We start from the raw sequence: 18,949 nt of genomic DNA on the forward strand, positions 1-18,949 counted from the left end.
GTCCCGCACCGCGGCCCGGTCAGCCCCGCAGCACCAGCGCCTGACCCGCCACGACCAGCAGCACCTGCTCGCACTCCCCGGCGAACGCCGCGTTCAGACGGCCGAGTTCGTCCCGGTAGCGGCGGCCGGAGGCGGTCGCCGGGACGATGCCCGACCCCACCTCGTTGGACACGGCCACCACGGTCCGCCGGGTGCCGCGCACCGCCTCCGTCAGCTCCCGCACCCTCTCCCGCAGCGCCTTCTCGCCGCCGCCCGCCCACTCCGCGTCGTCCCACGCCCCCACGGCGTCCATCACGTCCGTCAGCCACAGCGACAGGCAGTCGATCAGCAGCGGCGGGCCGTCCCCGGCCAGCAGCGGCACCAGGTCCGTCGTCTCCGCCGTACGCCACGACCCCGGCCGCCGCTCCCGGTGCACGGCCACCCGGGCGGCCCACTCGGTGTCCCCGCCGCGCGTCCCGCCGGTCGCCACGTACAGCACGTCCGGGAACGTCTCCATGCGCCGCTCGGCCTCCACCGACTTGCCCGAGCGCGCCCCGCCCAGCACCAGCGTCCGGCGCGGCACGTCCGGCACCTCCTCGTACGCCCCCACCACCAGCGTCGTCCCGTCCGGCACCGCCCGCGCCCCGGCCGCGGCCAGCCGGCGCCGCAACTCCGGGCCGGGCGGCACGTCGTGGCCGAGGTGGACGGCGAGGACGTCCGTCGTGGGACCCGCCGAGCCGACCGCGCGGAGCCGGGCGAGCGCGTCGGGGCGGCCCGTGACGTCCGCCAGGACCATGCCGTACGGCTCCGCCGCCGTCTCCTCCAGACCGGCCGGCGCCCCGCCCGGCGGCAGGTACAGCAGCCGCTGCCCGTCCGGCCCGGTCACCGCGTACCCGGTGCCGCCCGCGTCCATCGCCACCGCCCGCACCCGATGCCCCGTCAGCAGCGCCAGCTCCCGACCGTCCGGCACCCGCCCCGGCTGCGGCAGCCCGGCCGGCACCTCCACCGCGGGACCGTCGTGCGGGTGCGACAGCAGCACCTGCCGTACTCCGCCCAGCGATTGCCCGGCGCGCGCCGCCGCGAACGCCGCGCCCGGCGTCAGGTCGAGCAGCAGCGTGCCGTCGACGAGCACCGCGGTGGCGGCCCGCGCGTCCGGCCCGAGCGCGCTCGCGCAGGCGGCGCAGGAACAGTCGGGGCGAGGCAGTCCCGCGGGGGCACCGGTACCGAGCAGAGTGATTTCCACGCACCGATTTTCGCCTGTCCCGGCAGCTCTTGCGCTTCCGGCTAGGCTGCCAGCAGGTGTTGCGTCGAAGGAGGAACCACATGACGGCATGGACGTGGCGGTTCGAGAAGGCCGACGGGACGGAGGTCCAGCCCGCCGTGCAGCCCGAGGAGTTCACCACGCAGGGGGATGCCGAGTCCTGGATCGGGGAGCACTGGAAGGACCTCCAGGAGGGCGGGGCCGACCAGGTGCGCCTGTTCGAGGAGAGCGCCGAGATCTACGGGCCGATGAGCCTGCACGCCGACGCCTGACCGTCCGGGGCGGGGTGAGGAGGGGCTCCCTCCTCACTGCTCGCCCAGGGTCACCTCGACGGTCTTCTCGGTGCCGTCGCGCCGGTACGTCACGGAGGTCCGCCGGCCCGGCCGGTCGCCCGCCAGCGCCTCGGACAGCGAGGTGATGGTGGTGACGGGCCGGCCGCCCATCCCGGTGATGATGTCGCCCGGGCGCAGCCCCGCCTTGTCGGCCGCGCCGCCGTTCTGCACGCTGACCACGGCCACCCCGGCCGGCTGGTAGCCGGCGTCCACGACCGTCCGCCCGGTGATGCCGAGGGCCGCCCGCCCGGAGTCGACGACCTTGCCGGTCCGGACGATCTGGCCGGCGACCGTGCGCACCATCGACGCCGGGATCGCGAAGCCGATGCCGGGCGCCGCGCTGCCCCCGAGGTTCGGGTCGGCCGCGGCGAGCGTCGGGATGCCGATCACCTGCCCGCCGAGGTTCACCAGGGCCCCACCGCTGTTGCCCGGGTTGATCGCGGCCGACGTCTGCACCATGTTCGCGATCGTCGCGCCCGTGCCGCCGCCGCTGCCGCCCTCGCTGACGGTCCGCCCGGTGGCCGACACGATGCCCTGGGTCACGCTGGACGACAGCCCGAGCGGCGACCCCATGGCCAGCACGATGTGGCCGACCTCCACCTTGTCGGAGTCCCCGAACACCGCCGGCTTCAGTCCGCCCGGCACCTTGTCCAGCTTGATCACGGCGAGGTCCTGCTCGGGGTAGGAGTACACCAGGCTCGCGGTGAGCGGCTCCTGCCTGCTGGCCGTGGTCACCCGGAAGGTCTTCTCCGTCCCGACCACGTGCGCGTTGGTGACGATGTGCCCCTTGTCGTCGTACACCACCCCCGAGCCCAGGTCGCGGCTCGCCTCGATCTGCACGACCGACGGCAGGGCCTCCTTGATGACCCGCAGGTACTGGTCCTGGAGATCGGTCGCGGCCCGCGGCGCGACCGCCCGCTCGGTGACCGGGGCGTCCCGCCCGGCGGGTGCGGTGCAGCCCCCGGCGAGGGCCGCGCAGCACAGCAGCGCGGCGGCGGGGACCGCCGTACGGGAAGCGCGGGGGGCAGGAGAGGAAGCGTCCATGCCCCGAGTCTCACCGCGCCGTGATCACCCGGCCCGCGCTGTTGCCCCGAACGGGCTCAGCCGCGTACCCCGCACAGATGCAGCAGCGCGGCCACCCGGCGGTAGGGATCCGTGCGTCCGGCCCGCTCCTCGGCGGCGAGCAGCGCCGCCAGGTCGTCCGGGACCGGCGCGTCGTCCGCGGCCGTCTCCGTGAAGACCCGCACGCCGTACCAGGCGTGCAGCGGGGCGGCGATGCCGTCGAGCGTGGCGGTGAGGGCCGCCAGCCGGTCCGCCCGGACACCGGGGCCGGGGCGGACCGGGGCCCCGCCGTCCGGGTCCGTCCGGGCGTGCGGCAGGCGGACGGTGTCGAAGGCGGCCAGGGCGGCCGCCCAGTCACCGTCGAGGCCCGGCCGCATGGCGAGCGCGTCGCCGTTGCGGACGAGCAGGGAGAGCAGACCGCCCGGCGCCAGCATCCGGGCCAGACCCGCCACCAGCGGGTCGGGCTCCTCGACGTACATCAGGACGCCGTGGCACAGCACGACGTCGAAGCTGCCCGGCAGGAAGTGGACACCGGTGTCCCGCCCGTCGCCCTGCACCAGCCGGACCCGCTCCCGGATGCCCTCGGGCTCCCGGGCCACGGCCTCGCGGGCCGCGTCGACCAGCGCGGTGTCCTGCTCGACCCCGGTCACCTGGTGACCGAGCCGGGCCAGCCGCAGCGCCTGCGTGCCCCGGCCCATGCCCACGTCGAGCACCCGCAGCCGCCGGCCCACCGGGAACCGCCCGGCCATCTGCTCGTCGAGCTGCCGGGTCACCAGCTCCTGCGCCACGACCTCGCGCAGAGCGCCGGCGCAGCCCGTCCGGGCCCCGGCCGCACCCCCGGTGAAAGCGTCTGCGCTCAGGGTCGCTCCCCGCGCTTGACCTGCGGCTTCGGCAGCCGGAGCCGGCGCATCTGGAGCGAGCGCATCAGGGCGTAGGCGACCGCGCCGCGGGTGTTCTCGTTCGGGAAGCGCTCCGCGAGCCGCTTGCGCAGGCGCAGGCCGCTGACCGCCGCGTCCAGCACGATCAGCACGATCACGACCAGCCACAGCAGCAGGGCGATGCTCTGGACCGCCGGCACCCGCACCACGCTGAGCACGAGGATCACGACGGCGAGCGGCAGGAAGAACTCCGCGATGTTGTACCGGGAGTCCACCCAGGCCCGGGCGAACTTGCGGACCGGGCCCTTGTCCCGGGCCGGGAGGTAGCGCTCGTCGCCGCTGGCCAGCGCCTGGCGCTGGCGGGCCATGGCCTGCCGCCGGTCCTCGCGCTGGCGCTTCGCGGCCTCCTTGCGGTTCGTCGGGGTCTGGGCGACGCTGCGGCGCTGGGTCTGGGCCTCACTGCGCTTGGGCGTGGGCCGACCCTTGGGGGCCTGCGGGTCACGGGGCTGCTTGGAGAGGGTCACCTGCGCCTTGTCGGCGGTCGGGGCCTTCTCTTCCTTGGCACGGCTACGGAACACAAAACCCAAGGGTACGGGCTGCACCCGCATGGACCCCAGCCCGGTGGGGAACGATCCGGCAACACCGGGCGTCCCTAGAGGAGGGAAGGGGGGCGCGCACCCACGCCGGGTGGGATCACCTACTCCTCACGCCGGAGCGGTGCGGTCCGCAGTCGTCCTCGGGGATGAGCGCATCACCCCGCGAACAGTGCGGTAATGGAAGCAGGGCCCGTACTGTGGGTCCTGTCGCAGGATCTGTGAGCCGGAGTCCGTCAGAAGGGGGCGCGCGAAGCCCATGAGCGGTGTCATGAAGCGTATGGGGATGATCTTCCGCGCGAAGGCGAACAAGGCCCTTGACCGGGCCGAGGACCCGCGCGAGACCCTCGATTACTCCTACCAGAAGCAGCTGGAGCTGCTGCAGAAGGTGCGCCGCGGTGTCGCCGACGTGGCGACCAGCCGCAAGCGCCTGGAGCTCCAGCTCAACCAGTTGCAGCAGCAGTCCGGCAAGCTGGAGGACCAGGGCCGCAAGGCGCTCGCCCTCGGCCGCGAGGACCTGGCCCGCGAGGCGCTGTCCCGCCGCGCCGCCCTCCAGCAGCAGGTCACCGACCTGGAGACCCAGCACGCGACGCTCCAGGGCGAGGAGGAGAAGCTCACCCTGGCGGCCCAGCGCCTGCAGGCCAAGGTGGACGCCTTCCGCACGAAGAAGGAGACCATCAAGGCCACCTACACCGCCGCCCAGGCCCAGACCCGGATCGGCGAGGCCTTCTCTGGCATCTCCGAGGAGATGGGCGACGTCGGCCTCGCCATCCAGCGCGCCGAGGACAAGACCGCCCAGCTCCAGGCCCGGGCCGGCGCCATCGACGAACTGCTCGCCTCCGGCGCCCTGGACGACCAGTCCGGCATGCACAAGGACGACATCCAGGCCGAGCTGGACCGGCTCTCCGGTGGTACGGATGTGGAGCTGGAACTGCAGCGCATGAAGGCCGAGCTGGCCGGCGGCTCCCCGCAGCAGGCCATCGAGGGCGGCGCCGGTCAGGGGCAGGTCCAGCAGCAGCCGCAGGACACCCCGCGCTTCGACAAGCAGTAGCCGGCGCCGGGGCCCGAGCCGAGGAGGCCGACGTGATCGTACGGATCATGGGGGAGGGCCAGGTGAGGCTGGACGACGCCCACCTCGCCGAGCTGAACAGACTGGACGACGAGCTCATGGCGGAGATGGAGAGCGGCGACGGCGAGGGCTTCCGCCGCACGCTCACCGCTCTCCTCGACGCCGTCCACCGGCTCGGCACCCCGCTGCCGGACGACTCGCTGGAACCCTCCGGGCTGATCCTGCCCTCGCCCGGGGCGACGCTGGAGGAGGTCCGCAGGCTGCTCGGCGACGAGGGGCTGATCCCGGGCTGAGCCCGGCGCCGGTCAGCCCAGCGTGAACCAGGCGCTGCGGGACTTGCGCCACTCCGGGTGCGTGAGGTCCTTGGCCTCGGTGCCGTCGCCGTAGAGGTCGGCGGACCCGTTGTCGGTGATCAGCCGCACCCGGGCGCCGGGGGCGGTCAGGTCGGGCACGGACACCACGGACTCCCAGCCGCCCGCGTCCGCCGTCGGCAGGTCAAGCGCCTTCACCGGCTGGTGCCCGGCGACCCCGTCCCAGGAGTAGAGGGCGTACGGGGCGCTGTTGTCCTCGGCCGCGAAGGACCCGGCCAGGATCAGGTACCGCCCCTGCGCGTCGCGGCGCAGGTCCCGGACGGACAGCCCGCCGAGGTCCAGCTCGACCGGCGTGCCGATGGCCGCCTTCGTACCGCGTGCCACCTGGTCCATGTTCGTGACCGGCACGAGCAGGGCCTTGCCGCCGGCCCGCGGCGGCACCAGCGGGGCGCGGAAGCCGACGTAGGCGGTGGTGGCCGAGCCGGGGGCGAACTCCAGCCCCTCGACGTTGAAGCCGTCGGCCTGCTTCGGGGTCTGCCCGGGAGCCGTCGCGCGGGCGAAACCGTACCGGCCGCCGTTCGCCTCGTCCCAGGCCACCAGGTCGTCGCGCAGCCGGTGCCCGGCGGTGCCGAAGGTGAGCCGGGTGGCGGCGCCGGAACCCGAGACGGTCGTGGTGAACACCGTGTTGCGGTCCGGCTTGTACTCGCCGTCCTTGTTGTTGCCCAGCGAGCCCGTCCAGTAGACCGTGTCCCCGACGCGGGCCGCGCCCTCGATGTCCACCTCCTTGCCGGCGCCGAGCGCCGCGCCCAGGTCCCAGCTCCGCACCGGCGCACCGGAGACGGCGCCGTCGTACAGCCGCAGGGTGTTGTCCTCGTCGTCGGCGACGAGGACGTGGCCGCCGCCGGCGTCGACGGCCGCGGAGGCGTCCGCCGCGCCCGTGAGGTAGCGGGCGTCGGCGCCGTTCAGGACGGCCGGGGACGCCGCGTAGTGCAGGGTCGTGGTGGCCGTTCCGCCGCCGAGCCCGGTCACCTTCAGCGTGAGGTCGGTGTAGCCCCGGGCGTGCGCGGTGACGGCGGCCGTCCGGCTGCCGCCGGTGCCCGTGACCCGCACGTCGGCGGCGCCGGCCACCTCGCCGCGGCTGCTCGCGGTCGCGGCGACCGTCAGCGCGGAGGCGTCGGCGCCGCTCTGCGCGACGGTCACCGTCACGGCCGGGTCGCCGCTGCCGCCGACCGCACCGGACAGGTAGGCGGCCGACAGCCTGATCGTGGGGGTGCCGTAGGAGGCCGCCCGCGCGGGAGCGGCCGCCGCGGCGGCCGACAGGAAGGTGAGGGCGGCGACGGCGCAGAGCGGTGTGCGGTGGCGCATGGGGTGCCTCTCGTCGACGGGACGGTGTCCAGGAGGAGGCTGGGCAGGCCCGGCCAACTGCGTCCGACGGGCGGCGGTCGGTTCGCCGTCGGCGCGCCCAACAGCGCGCGGCGCGGCCGGCCGCGGCCGGGGGAGCGGGCCCCCGCGGCGGGCGTCCGCTGGCCGGCCGCGCGGCCTCCCGCGCCCCCTCGGGGCCCTGCCCGGCACCGCGGGGGCGCCGTACTGTTCCTGGTGTGAGCACTCTCGAACGCGCCCGGTGCCGCCTCAGGGCCCACCCGCTGGCGCTGGACGCGGCCATCGCGGCGGGCGTGCTGGTCTGCATGGTCGCCGGTTCCTTCGCCGTGCCCCGGGACGAGCACGGCGTCAGCTGGGGCATGCACACCCCCGCCGTCCTCAGCCTCCTGCTGATGCTGGCCGGCGCGGCGGCGCTCGTCCCGCGCCGCCGCGCGCCCCGGACGGTCCTCGCCGTCACCGGCACGGTCTCCCTGGTCGAGCTGGTCACCGGCGACCCGCGCGCCCCGGTCGCGATGTGCGCCGTGGTCGCCCTCTACACCGTCGCCGCCACCACCGACCGCCCCACCACCTGGCGGCTCGGCCTGCTCACCATGACCGTGCTGACGGCCGCGGCCATGCTCGCCGGGCCGCTGCCCTGGTACGCCCAGGAGAACCTGGGCCTCCTCGCCTGGACCGGCATCGGCGCCACCGCCGGCGACGCCGTACGCAGCCGCCGCGCGGTCGTCCAGGCCATCCGGGACCGTGCCGAACGCGCCGAACGCACCCGCGAGGAGGAGGCCCGCCGCCGGGTCGCCGAGGAGCGGCTGCGCATCGCCCGCGACCTGCACGACGTCGTCGCCCACCACATCGCCCTGGTGAACGTGCAGGCCGGAGTCGCCGCCCACGTCATGGACCGGCGGCCCGACCAGGCCAAGGAGGCCCTCGCGCACGTCCGCGAGGCCGGCCGCAGCGCGCTGGACGAGCTGCGCGCCACGGTCGGCCTGCTTCGGCAGTCCGGCGACCCGGAGGCCCCGACCGAGCCCGCCCCGGGGCTGAGCCGGCTGGAGGAGCTGGCCGGCACCTTCCGCAGCGCGGGCCTGCCGGTCTCCGTCGCCCGCCCCGACCAGGGCGCCGAGCTGCCCGCCGCCGTCGACCTGGCCGCCTACCGGATCGTCCAGGAGGCGCTGACCAACGTGCGCAAGCACGCGGGCTCCGGGGCCGCGGCCGAGGTGAGCGTGGTGCGCGCCGGAGCGGACGTGGAGATCACCGTCCTGGACGACGGCCCCGGCGGGGCCGGCGGGCCGGAGACCGGCGGCGGCCACGGACTGCTCGGGATGCGCGAGCGGGTCACCGCCCTCGGCGGCACGCTGACCACCGGCCCCCGCTACGGCGGCGGTTTCCGCGTCCATGCGATCCTGCCGGTCAGGACGACGACCGCCCAGGGGGATCCCGTATGACCATCCGTGTCCTGCTCGCCGACGACCAGGCACTGCTGCGCAGCGCGTTCCGGGTGCTGGTCGACTCCGAGTCCGACATGGAGGTGGTGGGCGAGGCGTCCGACGGCGCCGAGGCGGTCCGGCTGGCCGGGGAGCACGTCCCGGACGTCGTCCTCATGGACATCCGGATGCCGGGCACCGACGGTCTCGCCGCCACCCGGCTGATCAGCGCGGACCCCTCCCTCGCGCAGGTCCGCGTGGTCATCCTGACCACCTTCGAGGTGGACGACTACGTGGTCCGGGCACTGCGCGCCGGGGCCTCCGGCTTCCTCGGCAAGGGCAGCGAGCCCGAGGAGCTGCTGAGTGCCATCCGGGTCGCGGCCGGCGGCGAGGCGCTGCTGTCCCCGGCCGCCACCAAGGGCCTGATCGCCCGCTTCCTGGCCCGCGGCGACGACGGCGACGGCCTCGACCCCACCCGCTTCGGACGGCTCGGCGCGCTCACCGGCCGGGAGCGGGAGGTCCTCGTCCAGGTGGCCGGCGGGCACTCCAACGACGAGATCGCCGAACGCCTCGCGGTCAGCCCGCTGACGGTGAAGACGCACGTCAACCGGGCCATGGCCAAGCTGGGCGCGCGGGACCGGGCGCAGCTCGTGGTGATCGCGTACGAGTCGGGGCTGGTACGTCCGAGGATGGAGTGACCTCCACCCGCGTGTACTGCGCGCGCAGTAGCGGGCGGCCGGGAAATGGACCAGGGGGCTACGATCCGGCCGCCCGACATGGCCCAGGGTGGTGGCGTGGGCGCTCACCTGCGTCCCCCGCCGCTGTCGGGGAACGGGAACCGGCCGGCGTCTTACGGCACCGGCCGCACCGAGGCCCGGTCCCCCGCGCGGGGGACCGGGCCTCGGTCGTGCGCCGGGCGCGTTACGGCAGCGCGAGCATCCGCTCCAGGGCCAGCTTGGCGAACGCCTCGGTCTCCTGGTCGACCTCGATCCGGTTGACCAGGGTGCCCTCGGCCAGGGACTCCAGGGTCCAGACCAGGTGGGGCAGGTCGATGCGGTTCATGGTCGAGCAGAAGCAGACCGTCCGGTCGAGGAAGACGATCTCCTTGCCCTCCGGGGCGAAACGGTTCGCCAGACGCCGGACCAGGTTCAGTTCGGTGCCGATGGCCCACTTGGAACCGGCCGGGGCGGCTTCGAGCGCCTTGATGATGTACTCGGTCGAGCCGACCTGGTCCGCCGCGGCCACGACCTCGTGCCGGCACTCGGGGTGCACCAGGACGTTCACGCCGGGGATGCGCGCGCGGACGTCGTTCACCGACTCCAGGCTGAAGCGCCCGTGGACCGAGCAGTGGCCCCGCCACAGGATCATCTTCGCCGCGCGCAGCTCCTCGGCGGTCAGGCCGCCGTTCGGCTTGTGCGGGTTGTAGACCACGCAGTCGTCCAGGGACATGCCCATGTCGCGGACGGCGGTGTTGCGGCCCAGGTGCTGGTCGGGCAGGAAGAGGACCTTCTCGCCCTGCTCGAACGCCCAGTCGAGGGCCCGCTTGGCGTTGGACGAGGTGCAGATGGTGCCCCCGTGCCTGCCGGTGAACGCCTTGATGTCGGCCGAGGAGTTCATGTACGAGACCGGCACGACCTGCTCGGCGATGCCCGCCTCGGTCAGCACGTCCCAGCACTCGGCGACCTGCTCGGCCGTCGCCATGTCGGCCATGGAGCAGCCGGCGGCGAGGTCGGGCAGGACGACCTTCTGGGCGTCGGACGTCAGGATGTCCGCCGACTCGGCCATGAAGTGCACACCGCAGAAGACGATGTACTCGGCCTCCGGGCGCGCGGCGGCGTCCCGGGCCAGCTTGAAGGAGTCACCCGTGACGTCGGCGAACTGGATGACCTCGTCGCGCTGGTAGTGGTGGCCGAGCACGAAGACCTTGTCGCCGAGCTTCTCCTTGGCGGCACGGGCACGCTCGACCAGGTCGGGGTCGGACGGAGACGGCAGGTCACCGGGGCACTCGACGCCCCGCTCGCTCTTCGGGTCGGCCTCGCGGCCGAGCAGCAGCAGGGCGAGCGGAGTCGGCTGCACGTCGAGCTCCGGGGTCTGGGCGGTGGTCACGACACGCACCCTTTCTAGTTTTCGTCTAACTGACGCTATCTATCATATCCGGTTCACGTCACTTTGACGACGGCCATAGCGTCCATGTGACGTGAATCCCGTCGCGGCCCCGCATCGGGTCGCTGTCCGGCCGACCGGGCATGTGCGAGCATGAGGAAGGAAGAAAGAACGCGACCAAGCGAATGCCCGGCGCGGAATGAATCCGCGGACGAGCCGGTTGCACTCGTCGGCAAGCAGTCTCCGTACAACCCGGGAGAGATGTAGATGTCCGTATCGGACGAGACCAGCACCGCCACCGACGGCATCATCCTGAGTGACGCCGCCGCGGCCAAGGTGAAGGCACTGCTCGACCAGGAAGGCCGCGACGACCTCGCGCTGCGCGTCGCCGTTCAGCCCGGTGGCTGCTCCGGCCTGCGTTACCAGCTCTTCTTCGACGAGCGTTCCCTCGACGGCGACGTCGTCAAGGACTTCGGCGGCGTCAAGGTCGTCACCGACCGGATGAGCGCTCCCTACCTGGGCGGCGCGTCCATCGACTTCGTGGACACGATCGAGAAGCAGGGCTTCACGATCGACAACCCGAACGCGACCGGTTCCTGCGCCTGCGGCGACTCCTTCAGCTGACGGGCTCGGCCGGCCGGGCGGACGTCCCGGCGGCCCGAGGATCCGAACGAGGCGGCGGCCCCCTGTCCCGGGGGGCCGCCGCCCTCGTGTGCCCGGGGGTGTCACCGGCCCGGAACGCGGATCAGCGCAGCCGCGCCGACGACTCCGTGAGCCGCGCGCCCGGCTCCGCCTCCGGGACCGCGGCGCCGTCCGCCCCGACCACCGCCCGCCCCGCGAGCGGCGCGTCCAGCCGCACGGTCCTCTCGTACTCCCTGGCGACCAGCACGCACACCCGGTCCGGCCAGGGCGTCTCGGTCACCGTCACGGTCACCCGCCCGCCGCTCTCCCGCGCCGACGCCCGGTAGTCGGCGCACACCCCGCCGGAGAACCCCAGGCGCAGCGTCCGCCCGTCGGCCGCGTACGAGGCCACCGGGACGTCCCGGCCCCGCCCGGGCGCCGCGGAGCCGGAAGGAGCCGGGGCCGGGGGCGCGGACGCCGACGCCAGGTACCGCGGGTCGACCGCCGGGTACGTCACCGTGAACCCCTCCGCCGCCGCGGTCCCGCGCACCCGGAACAGCCAGGACGGCACCAGCGTCTGCCGCCCGCCGACGGACTGCGCGGCCAGCCCGAACACCGCCTCCTCGACCGTGACCGTGTCCCCGGCCGGCTCCGGCGCCGCCTTCGGCGCCCCGGTGTCCGCGCCGCACGGCCGCTCCAGCCGGTCCTTCAGCGGCACCGGGCTCGCGCACCCGCCGATCCCCATCCGGTGCCCGCCCGCCGCCGGCCCGTTCAGCAGCTCCAGCGCCTTCGCGGCGCCCACCACGGGGTACGTGCCGCCCCGCACGGGAGCGCTCAGCAGCCCGTGCCCGCCGACCAGTTCGCCGTCCCGGCCGACGGTCAGCCCCGTCGTCCAGCCGTACGTGGGCAGTCCGCCGACCACCGGATCGGCGTCGACCACGCGCTGGGCGCCCTGGACCCGGCCCGCGTCCACCCGCGCGTCCGCCAGGCCCGCCGCCCGCAGCACCGGCGCCGCCACCCGCTCGGCCTCCGCCGCGCTCACCGGGGCACCGGCCGGAGCGCCCGGGTCCTGGGCGCAGACGGTCACCTTGCGGCAGTTGTCGGTGCCGGGCAGGTACCGGCTGTAGGTCCAGTTCCCCGGCGCGTCCCGGTCGACCAGGAGGCGCGGACCGGAGCCGTCCCGGCCGCCGACCCGCCAGCTCCGGCCCTCGGCGACCGGCGCCGCGTCCAGGCCGAGCGCCTTCGCCAGCCGGGCCACCCGGCCCCGGCCCACCTCGGCCGCGGGCTCGTACACCGGCGCCGAGCCGGGCCCGTCCGGCAGCTCGCCCGCCGCCACGTACCGGGTGCCGTAGGGGTCCGGCTCACCGGGCGCGATGCCGCCGGTGCCGTCCTTCACCCAGCCGTCCAGCGCGAGCGGCGGGGGAGTGGCGCCCCCGCCGGAGGCGGCCGGTCCGCCCGCACCGCCGCCCGGGCCGCCCTCCGCGGCGACGTACGCGCCACCGCCGCCCACCAGCAGGACGGCCGCCGCGACGGCCACGACGGCGGCGGGCGACCGCCGCCGCCCGGTCCGGCCCGCCCGTCCTTCGGATGCCTCCGGAACCTCCGCGTTCCCGGGGTTCCCGGGGTTCCCAGACCGCTCGGTGTTCACCGCATCGCTCCTCGCCGGCTCGGGTCCCGCGGTCCGCGCGCGGGAACGCCGGTGGGACGCGGGAGGGGAGCGCGCGGTTCCCCGCGGACGAGCCCGCGGGTCAGTCGCCGTAGTCGGACATCGCGTCCAGCAGCCGGGCCGACCGCGTCGGCACGCTCACCCCGTGGATGCGCGAGGGCGGCACGGGCCGGGACTCCGCGTTCCGCGGGACCGCCCAGTGCGGGGCCATCCGGGCGCAGTCGCCGCGCAGGGCGGCGAGCCCGCCGTCGGACCCGGCCGGGGCGGAGGGGGCGATCTCGAAGTTCGTCATGCCCGAACCGTAGGCATGGCACCGACTGCGAAGAAAGATCTACTATCGGGTAGTTTTGCCAGCTTCAGCGGCGGGCCCCGAGCGGGTAGCGTGAACTGTCAACCCAGCCTCCCGCAGGAGAATGCCGACGTGCGCATCGCAGTCACGGGCTCCATCGCCACCGATCACCTCATGACCTTTCCCGGCCGTTTCGCCGACCAGTTCGTCGCGGACCAGCTGCACACGGTCTCGCTTTCCTTCCTGGTGGACAATCTGGACGTACGCCGGGGCGGCGTGGGCGCGAACATCGCCTTCGGCATGGGCCAGCTCGGCACCCGGCCCGTCCTGGTCGGCGCCGCCGGCTTCGACTTCGACGAGTACCGCGCCTGGCTCGACCGGCACGGTGTGGACACGGACTCGGTGCGCATCTCCGAGACCCTGCACACCGCCCGCTTCGTGTGCACCACCGACGCCGACCACAACCAGATCGGCTCCTTCTACACGGGCGCGATGAGCGAGGCCCGGCTGATCGAGCTGAAGACCGTCGCCGACCGCGTGGGCGGCCTCGACCTGGTCCTCATCGGCGCCGACGACCCCGAGGCCATGCTCCGCCACACCGAGGAGTGCCGCTCCCGGCGGATCCCGTTCGCCGCCGACTTCTCCCAGCAGATCGCCCGGATGGGCGGCGAGGAGATCCGCCTCCTGCTGGACGGCGCGACGTACCTCTTCTCCAACGAGTACGAGAAGGGCCTGATCGAGACCAAGACCGGCTGGAGCGACGCCGAGATCCTGGACCGGGTCGGCCACCGGGTCACCACGCTCGGCTCGCGGGGCGTGCGCATCGAGCGGACCGGCGAGGACCCGATCGAGGTCGGCTGCGCGCAGGAGGAGCGCAAGGCCGACCCCACGGGCGTCGGCGACGCCTTCCGCGCCGGCTTCCTGTCCGGCCTGGCCTGGGGCGTCCCGCTGGAGCGCGCGGCGCAGGTCGGCTGCATGCTGGCCACGCTGGTCATCGAGACCGTGGGCACGCAGGAGTACCACCTGCGGCGCCGGCACTTCATGGAGCGGTTCGTGAAGGCGTACGGGGACGAGGCCGGCGAGGAGGTCCGCGCCCACATCGGCGGCTGAGGGACCGCCCCGCCCGGGCTCCCTCAGACCACCCGGCGCACCAGGTACGCCGCGCCCCGCTCGGCCGGTTCCTCTCCGACGTACTCCTGCCCCCGCATCTCGCACCAGGCCGGGATGTCCAGGCGGGCCGCACCGTCGTCGGAGAGGACCCGGACGGTCCCGCCCACCGGCACGTCCCCGATCACCTTGGCCAGCTCGATGACCGGGATCGGGCACCGCTTGCCCAGCGAGTCGACGACCAGCGCCGCGGCCCGGACGGCCGCCGCGGGAGCCGGCGCCCCGAGCTTCTCCCGCACCCCGGCCACCGCACCGGGCAGCACCCGCAGGAACCGCTCCACGTCCTCCCCGGCCGCACCAGCGGGCAGGGAGACCCGCACGTTCCCCTCGCTCAGCACCCCCATCGCCTTCAGCACATGGCTGGGCGTCAGCGTGCTGCTGGTGCAGGAGGAACCGGAGGAGACCGAGAAGCCCGCCCGGTCCAGCTCGTGCAGCAGCGCCTCGCCGTCGACGTAGAGGCAGGAGAAGGTGACGATCCCGGGCAGCCGGCGCCCGGCGTCGCCGACCACCTCCGTGTCCGGCACCAGCTCCGGCACCCGCGTCCGGATCCGGTCCGTCAGCTCCCGCAGCCGGGCCGCCTCCTGGGCCGCCCCGGTCCGCACCGCGCGCAGCGAGGCCACGGCCGCCACGATCGCCGGGATGTTCTCGAAGCCGGGCGCCCGGCCCGACTCCCGCTCGTCCAGCGCTCCCCGGGCGGCGAACCGCACCCCCTTGCGGACGGCGAGCAGCCCGACCCCGGAGGGGCCGCCCCACTTGTGCGCGCTCGCCGCCAGCAGCGACCAGCCGCCCTCGACCGGCCCCCAGCCCAGCGACTGCGCCGCGTCCACCAGCAGCGGCACCCCGGCGGCCCGGCACACCTCGGCCACCTCGGCCACCGGCTGCACGGTGCCCACCTCGTGGTTGGCCGACTGGAGGCAGGCCAGCGCGGTCCCCGGGCCGAGCGCGGCCCCGTACGCCGACGGATCGACGGCGCCGGTCCGGTCGACCGGCACCCGGCCGACCGTCCCGCCCTCGGCCTCGAACAGCTCCGCCGAACGGAGTACGGAGGAGTGTTCGACCGCCGACACGATCAGGTGGCGTCCGACCCGGCGCCGCCCGGCCAGCGCCCCCGCGACGCCGGCGTGCACGGCCGCGGTCCCGGACGGGGTGAACACGACCTCGTCGGCCCGGCACCCGACGGCCTCGGCGGCCGCCTCCCGCGCGGCGTCGAGCAGCATCCGGGCCCTACGGCCCTCCCGGTGGAGACGGGCGGGGTCGGCCCACCCCTCGTCCAGGGAGGCCAGGAGCGCCTGACGGGCCACGGGATGGAGGGGGACGGCGGAGGCGGCGTCGAAGTAGGACACACGGCAACGGTAGAACGCCCGGCCCGGTGCCGGAGCCTCGGGAGCGGCGCGACCAGCCACGATGCGGTCCGCGCCGGGGCCCCGAAACCGGACAACCCGAGCTAATCGGCGCCCGCTCCGAGCCCGTTCCCACCCCAACAGGGTGACAGGCGACGCGTATGCCCCCCTCCCCGCGAACCCTCGGAGAGCGTCGGCTAGGGTTTGGTCCGCATAAACATCCAAACCCCTGCCCGACGCAGGGCGGCGACCGACCAGCGAGAAGGCCGCAGCCGACCGCGCGGGCGAGACTCTCGGGAAGGCGCTACGTGAGTCCCAACGGCTCCGACCGCTCGCCGCGGCGCCCGATGCGGCGGAAGCTGCTGCAGGCACTGACCGCGGGCCTGGTCCTGGCGACCGCAACCGGTTGCACATACAAGGACTTCCCCCGCCTTGGCATGCCCACCCCGACCACGGAAGAGGCTCCGCGGATCCTCTCCCTGTGGCAGGGCTCCTGGGCTGCCGCGCTCGCCGTCGGCGTGCTGGTGTGGGGCCTGATCCTGTGGAGTGCTTTCTTCCACCGGCGCAGCCGCACCAAGGTCGAGGTTCCTCCGCAGACCCGGTACAACATGCCGATCGAGGCCCTGTACACGGTGGTCCCGATCATCATCATCTCGGTGCTCTTCTACTTCACGGCCCGGGACGAGTCGAAGCTCCTCAGCCTCACCGACAAGAAGCCCGACGTCACGGTCAACGTGGTCGGCTTCCAGTGGAGCTGGGGCTTCAACTACGTCGAGAGCGTCCCCGGTTCCTCCGGCGACGCGAAGACCGACAAGAACCTGGACGCCATTCCGGACCGGTTCAAGAAGGAGTTCCCGGCGAACGCCGGCGGCGTCTACGACGTCGGCACGCCCGGCACGCGGAACCCGCAGACGGGCAACCCCGGTCCGACGCTCTGGCTCCCCAAGGGCAAGACGGTCCGCTTCGTCCTGACCTCGCGTGACGTCATCCACTCGTTCTGGGTGGTGCCCTTCCTCATGAAGCAGGACGTCATCCCGGGCCACACCAACGCCTTCCAGGTGACCCCCAACAAGGAGGGCACCTTCCTCGGCAAGTGTGCGGAACTCTGCGGCGTCGACCACTCCCGGATGCTGTTCAACGTGAAGGTCGTCTCCCCCGAGCGCTACGAGCAGCACCTCAAGGACCTGGCCAAGAAGGGGCAGACCGGTTACATTCCCGCCGGCATCGCGCAGACGAGCCACGAGAAGAACCGGGAGACGAACAACCTGTGAGCATCCTCAACGAACCCCAGGGTGCTGCGGCAGCTGACGGCTCGTACTCCGGCGAGCTGCCGGTACGGCGCAAGCAGCCCGGCAAGAGCGTGGTGAAGTGGCTGACGACCACCGACCACAAGACGATCGGCACGCTGTATCTGGTCACCTCGTTCGCGTTCTTCCTGATCGGCGGCGTCATGGCGCTGCTGATGCGCGCCGAGCTGGCCCGGCCGGGCCTGCAGGTCATGTCGAACGAGCAGTTCAACCAGGCGTTCACGATGCACGGCACGATCATGCTGCTGATGTTCGCGACGCCGCTGTTCGCCGGCTTCACCAACTGGATCATGCCGCTCCAGATCGGCGCGCCCGACGTGGCGTTCCCGCGGCTGAACATGTTCGCCTACTGGCTCTACCTGTTCGGCTCGACCATCGCGGTCGGCGGCTTCCTCACCCCGCAGGGCGCGGCCGACTTCGGCTGGTTCGCCTACTCCCCGCTGTCGGACGCGGTCCGCTCGCCGGGCATCGGCGCCGACATGTGGATCATGGGTCTGGCCTTCTCCGGCTTCGGCACGATCCTCGGTGCGGTCAACTTCATCACCACGATCATCTGCATGCGCGCGCCCGGCATGACCATGTTCCGCATGCCGATCTTCGTGTGGAACGTGCTGCTGACCGCCGTGCTGGTCCTGCTGGCCTTCCCGGTCCTGGCCGCCGCGCTGTTCGCCCTGGAGGCGGACCGCAAATTCGGTGCCCATGTGTTCGACGCGGCCAACGGCGGCGCGCTCCTGTGGCAACACCTCTTCTGGTTCTTCGGCCATCCAGAGGTGTACATCATCGCGCTGCCGTTCTTCGGCATCATCTCCGAGGTCATCCCGGTCTTCTCCCGCAAGCCGATGTTCGGCTACATGGGTCTGATCGCCGCGACCGTCGCGATCGCCGGTCTGTCCGTGACCGTGTGGGCCCACCACATGTACGTCACCGGCGGTGTGCTGCTGCCGTTCTTCTCCTTCATGACGTTCCTGATCGCGGTCCCGACCGGCGTGAAGTTCTTCAACTGGATCGGCACGATGTGGAAGGGCTCGCTGTCCTTCGAGACACCGATGCTCTGGGCGGTCGGCTTCCTGATCACCTTCACGTTCGGTGGTCTGACCGGTGTCATCCTGGCCTCGCCGCCGATGGACTTCCACGTCTCGGACTCGTACTTCGTGGTGGCGCACTTCCACTACGTGGTGTTCGGCACGGTCGTGTTCGCGATGTTCTCCGGCTTCCACTTCTGGTGGCCGAAGATGACCGGCAAGATGCTGGACGAGCGGCTCGGCAAGATCACCTTCTGGACGCTGTTCGTCGGCTTCCACGGCACCTTCCTGGTCCAGCACTGGCTGGGCGCCGAGGGCATGCCCCGTCGTTACGCCGACTACCTGGCGGCCGACGGCTTCACCGCCCTGAACACGATCTCGACCATCAGCTCCTTCCTGCTGGGCCTGTCGATCCTGCCGTTCCTCTACAACGTCTGGAAGACGGCCAAGTACGGCAAGCCGGTCGGCGTGGACGACCCGTGGGGCTACGGCCGTTCGCTGGAGTGGGCGACCTCCTGCCCGCCGCCGCGGCACAACTTCCTCACCCTGCCGCGGATCCGCAGCGAATCCCCGGCGTTCGACCTGCACCACCCTGAGATCGCCGCGCTCGAACAGCTCGAGCACGCCGGTCACGGCACCGCCGTCGCGGGCAGCAAGGAGGCCGGCAAGTGAAGATCCAGGGTCGGATGTTCATCTGGCTGAGCGTCTTCATCCTGATCATGGCCATCGTGTATGGCGTGTGGTCGAAGGAGCCGGCCGGCACCACCGCGCTGTTCCTGGCCTTCGGCCTGAGCGTCATGATCGGCTTCTACCTGGGCTTCACCGCCCGGCGGGTCGACGCGGGCGCCCAGGACGACAAGGAGGCCGACGTCGCGGACGAGGCGGGCGAGCTGGGCTTCTTCAGCCCGCACAGCTGGCAGCCGCTCATGCTGGGCTTCGGCGGCGCGATCGCCTTCCTCAGCATCGCGGTCGGCTGGTGGCTGATCTACTTCTCCGCCCCGTTCATCGTGATCGGTCTGTTCGGCTGGGTGTTCGAGTACTACCACGGTGAGAACCGCACCCAGTAGCAGCGCAGCGCACACACCGGGAGCCCGGACCTTCCTGACGGAGGGTCCGGGCTCCCGTCGTCGTACCCGCGGGCACCCCCTGATCCG

Annotated in this window: 19 protein-coding genes; 10 read left to right on the plus strand and 9 right to left on the minus strand. The window is 73.4% G+C overall.

The genetic code is table 11. The annotated features are described in order from the left end of the window. Window positions 1–19: 19 nt before the first annotated feature. Complete coding sequence (locus ACZ4K2_RS23155) at window positions 20–1,222, minus strand: bifunctional adenosylcobinamide kinase/adenosylcobinamide-phosphate guanylyltransferase (RefSeq protein WP_467469270.1); 1,203 nt, start codon at window positions 1,220–1,222, stop codon at window positions 20–22. 80 nt (window positions 1,223–1,302) lie between these two features. Here ACZ4K2_RS23155 and ACZ4K2_RS23160 point away from each other — a divergent pair, with 80 nt between their 5' ends. Continuing rightward, window positions 1,303–1,512, plus strand: a complete 210-nt coding sequence (locus ACZ4K2_RS23160; RefSeq protein ID WP_467469272.1) for a hypothetical protein — start codon at window positions 1,303–1,305, stop codon at window positions 1,510–1,512. Between the two features lie 33 nt (window positions 1,513–1,545). On the opposite strand, the gene ACZ4K2_RS23165 is transcribed toward ACZ4K2_RS23160, so the two are convergent. The 3 genes from ACZ4K2_RS23165 to ACZ4K2_RS23175 form a co-directional block, all read right to left on the minus strand. Further along, the gene (locus ACZ4K2_RS23165) at window positions 1,546–2,616 is read right to left on the minus strand and encodes a S1C family serine protease (protein ID WP_467469274.1); all 1,071 of its coding nucleotides are present in this window, start codon (window positions 2,614–2,616) and stop codon (window positions 1,546–1,548) included. A gap of 56 nt (window positions 2,617–2,672) precedes the next feature. After that, window positions 2,673–3,407 carry a class I SAM-dependent methyltransferase gene (locus ACZ4K2_RS23170; RefSeq protein ID WP_467469721.1) on the minus strand — a complete coding sequence of 245 codons (735 nt, stop codon included), beginning with the start codon at window positions 3,405–3,407 and terminating at the stop codon, window positions 2,673–2,675. An 83-nt stretch (window positions 3,408–3,490) separates the two neighbouring features. Beyond that, a complete protein-coding gene (locus ACZ4K2_RS23175) occupies window positions 3,491–4,120 on the minus strand; it encodes a DUF3043 domain-containing protein (RefSeq protein ID WP_467469276.1) in 630 nt (209 codons plus the stop codon). A 256-nt stretch (window positions 4,121–4,376) separates the two neighbouring features. Between ACZ4K2_RS23175 and ACZ4K2_RS23180 the strand changes: the two genes are divergently transcribed. Together ACZ4K2_RS23180 and pspAA are read left to right on the plus strand one after the other, a co-directional pair. Further along, window positions 4,377–5,156 carry a PspA/IM30 family protein gene (locus ACZ4K2_RS23180; protein WP_467469278.1) on the plus strand — a complete coding sequence of 260 codons (780 nt, stop codon included), beginning with the start codon at window positions 4,377–4,379 and terminating at the stop codon, window positions 5,154–5,156. Window positions 5,157–5,188: 32 nt separating this feature from the next. Next, window positions 5,189–5,467, plus strand: coding sequence for a PspA-associated protein PspAA (gene pspAA / locus ACZ4K2_RS23185; protein WP_467469280.1), 279 nt, complete (start codon window positions 5,189–5,191; stop codon window positions 5,465–5,467). Between the two features lie 12 nt (window positions 5,468–5,479). Here pspAA and ACZ4K2_RS23190 read toward each other — a convergent pair whose 3' ends face one another. Beyond that, a complete protein-coding gene (locus ACZ4K2_RS23190; protein WP_467469282.1) occupies window positions 5,480–6,850 on the minus strand; it encodes a DUF3616 domain-containing protein in 1,371 nt (456 codons plus the stop codon). 233 nt (window positions 6,851–7,083) lie between these two features. On the opposite strand from ACZ4K2_RS23190, the gene ACZ4K2_RS23195 reads away from it, so the two are divergent. Both ACZ4K2_RS23195 and ACZ4K2_RS23200 read left to right on the plus strand, forming a co-directional pair. Continuing rightward, the gene (locus ACZ4K2_RS23195; RefSeq protein ID WP_467469284.1) at window positions 7,084–8,301 is read left to right on the plus strand and encodes a sensor histidine kinase; all 1,218 of its coding nucleotides are present in this window, start codon (window positions 7,084–7,086) and stop codon (window positions 8,299–8,301) included. Then, the gene (locus tag ACZ4K2_RS23200; protein WP_467469285.1) at window positions 8,298–8,978 is read left to right on the plus strand and encodes a response regulator; all 681 of its coding nucleotides are present in this window, start codon (window positions 8,298–8,300) and stop codon (window positions 8,976–8,978) included. The genes ACZ4K2_RS23195 and ACZ4K2_RS23200 overlap by 4 nt, the downstream gene beginning before the upstream one ends. A gap of 223 nt (window positions 8,979–9,201) precedes the next feature. Here the strand turns inward: ACZ4K2_RS23200 and nadA are convergent, their stop codons facing one another. After that, a complete protein-coding gene (gene nadA, locus ACZ4K2_RS23205) occupies window positions 9,202–10,386 on the minus strand; it encodes a quinolinate synthase NadA (protein WP_467469287.1) in 1,185 nt (394 codons plus the stop codon). 264 nt (window positions 10,387–10,650) lie between these two features. On the opposite strand from nadA, the gene ACZ4K2_RS23210 reads away from it, so the two are divergent. After that, the gene (locus ACZ4K2_RS23210; RefSeq protein WP_030951236.1) at window positions 10,651–11,007 is read left to right on the plus strand and encodes an iron-sulfur cluster assembly accessory protein; all 357 of its coding nucleotides are present in this window, start codon (window positions 10,651–10,653) and stop codon (window positions 11,005–11,007) included. 121 nt (window positions 11,008–11,128) lie between these two features. On the opposite strand, the gene ACZ4K2_RS23215 is transcribed toward ACZ4K2_RS23210, so the two are convergent. Together ACZ4K2_RS23215 and ACZ4K2_RS23220 are read right to left on the minus strand one after the other, a co-directional pair. Further along, window positions 11,129–12,652 (minus strand): hypothetical protein, encoded by a 1,524-nt coding sequence (locus ACZ4K2_RS23215; protein WP_467469289.1) that lies wholly within the window; start codon window positions 12,650–12,652, stop codon window positions 11,129–11,131. Window positions 12,653–12,752: 100 nt separating this feature from the next. Further along, window positions 12,753–12,962 (minus strand): hypothetical protein, encoded by a 210-nt coding sequence (locus ACZ4K2_RS23220; RefSeq protein WP_467469291.1) that lies wholly within the window; start codon window positions 12,960–12,962, stop codon window positions 12,753–12,755. Window positions 12,963–13,091: 129 nt separating this feature from the next. On the opposite strand from ACZ4K2_RS23220, the gene ACZ4K2_RS23225 reads away from it, so the two are divergent. Beyond that, window positions 13,092–14,069, plus strand: a complete 978-nt coding sequence (locus tag ACZ4K2_RS23225; protein WP_467469293.1) for a carbohydrate kinase family protein — start codon at window positions 13,092–13,094, stop codon at window positions 14,067–14,069. A 23-nt stretch (window positions 14,070–14,092) separates the two neighbouring features. Here the strand turns inward: ACZ4K2_RS23225 and ACZ4K2_RS23230 are convergent, their stop codons facing one another. Continuing rightward, the gene (locus ACZ4K2_RS23230) at window positions 14,093–15,469 is read right to left on the minus strand and encodes an aminotransferase class V-fold PLP-dependent enzyme (protein WP_467469295.1); all 1,377 of its coding nucleotides are present in this window, start codon (window positions 15,467–15,469) and stop codon (window positions 14,093–14,095) included. Window positions 15,470–15,774: 305 nt separating this feature from the next. On the opposite strand from ACZ4K2_RS23230, the gene ctaC reads away from it, so the two are divergent. Genes ctaC through ACZ4K2_RS23245 form a run of 3 tightly spaced genes read left to right on the plus strand, consistent with a single transcriptional unit; the run spans window position 15,775 to window position 18,862 of the window. After that, window positions 15,775–16,737 (plus strand): aa3-type cytochrome oxidase subunit II, encoded by a 963-nt coding sequence (gene ctaC / locus ACZ4K2_RS23235; protein WP_467469297.1) that lies wholly within the window; start codon window positions 15,775–15,777, stop codon window positions 16,735–16,737. After that, a complete protein-coding gene (gene ctaD, locus ACZ4K2_RS23240) occupies window positions 16,734–18,467 on the plus strand; it encodes an aa3-type cytochrome oxidase subunit I (protein WP_467469299.1) in 1,734 nt (577 codons plus the stop codon). Before ctaC ends, ctaD begins: the two co-directional genes overlap by 4 nt. Further along, complete coding sequence (locus tag ACZ4K2_RS23245) at window positions 18,464–18,862, plus strand: cytochrome c oxidase subunit 4 (RefSeq protein WP_467469301.1); 399 nt, start codon at window positions 18,464–18,466, stop codon at window positions 18,860–18,862. The genes ctaD and ACZ4K2_RS23245 overlap by 4 nt, the downstream gene beginning before the upstream one ends. Window positions 18,863–18,949 lie beyond the last annotated feature (87 nt).

This window comes from Streptomyces sp. NPDC025833 (genome assembly GCF_055558055.1).

Bases quoted from the DNA above. Each gene is read 5' to 3' on its own strand.
- ACZ4K2_RS23160 (WP_467469272.1), top strand. From the start codon at position 1,303: ATGACGGCATGGACGTGGCGGTTCGAGAAGGCCGACGGGACGGAGGTC.
- ACZ4K2_RS23165 (WP_467469274.1), bottom strand. From the start codon at position 2,616: ATGGACGCTTCCTCTCCTGCCCCCCGCGCTTCCCGTACGGCGGTCCCC.
- ACZ4K2_RS23175 (WP_467469276.1), bottom strand. From the start codon at position 4,120: ATGCGGGTGCAGCCCGTACCCTTGGGTTTTGTGTTCCGTAGCCGTGCC.
- ACZ4K2_RS23180 (WP_467469278.1), top strand. From the start codon at position 4,377: ATGAAGCGTATGGGGATGATCTTCCGCGCGAAGGCGAACAAGGCCCTT.
- ACZ4K2_RS23190 (WP_467469282.1), bottom strand. From the start codon at position 6,850: ATGCGCCACCGCACACCGCTCTGCGCCGTCGCCGCCCTCACCTTCCTG.
- ACZ4K2_RS23200 (WP_467469285.1), top strand. From the start codon at position 8,298: ATGACCATCCGTGTCCTGCTCGCCGACGACCAGGCACTGCTGCGCAGC.
- ACZ4K2_RS23210 (WP_030951236.1), top strand. From the start codon at position 10,651: ATGTCCGTATCGGACGAGACCAGCACCGCCACCGACGGCATCATCCTG.
- ACZ4K2_RS23220 (WP_467469291.1), bottom strand. From the start codon at position 12,962: ATGACGAACTTCGAGATCGCCCCCTCCGCCCCGGCCGGGTCCGACGGC.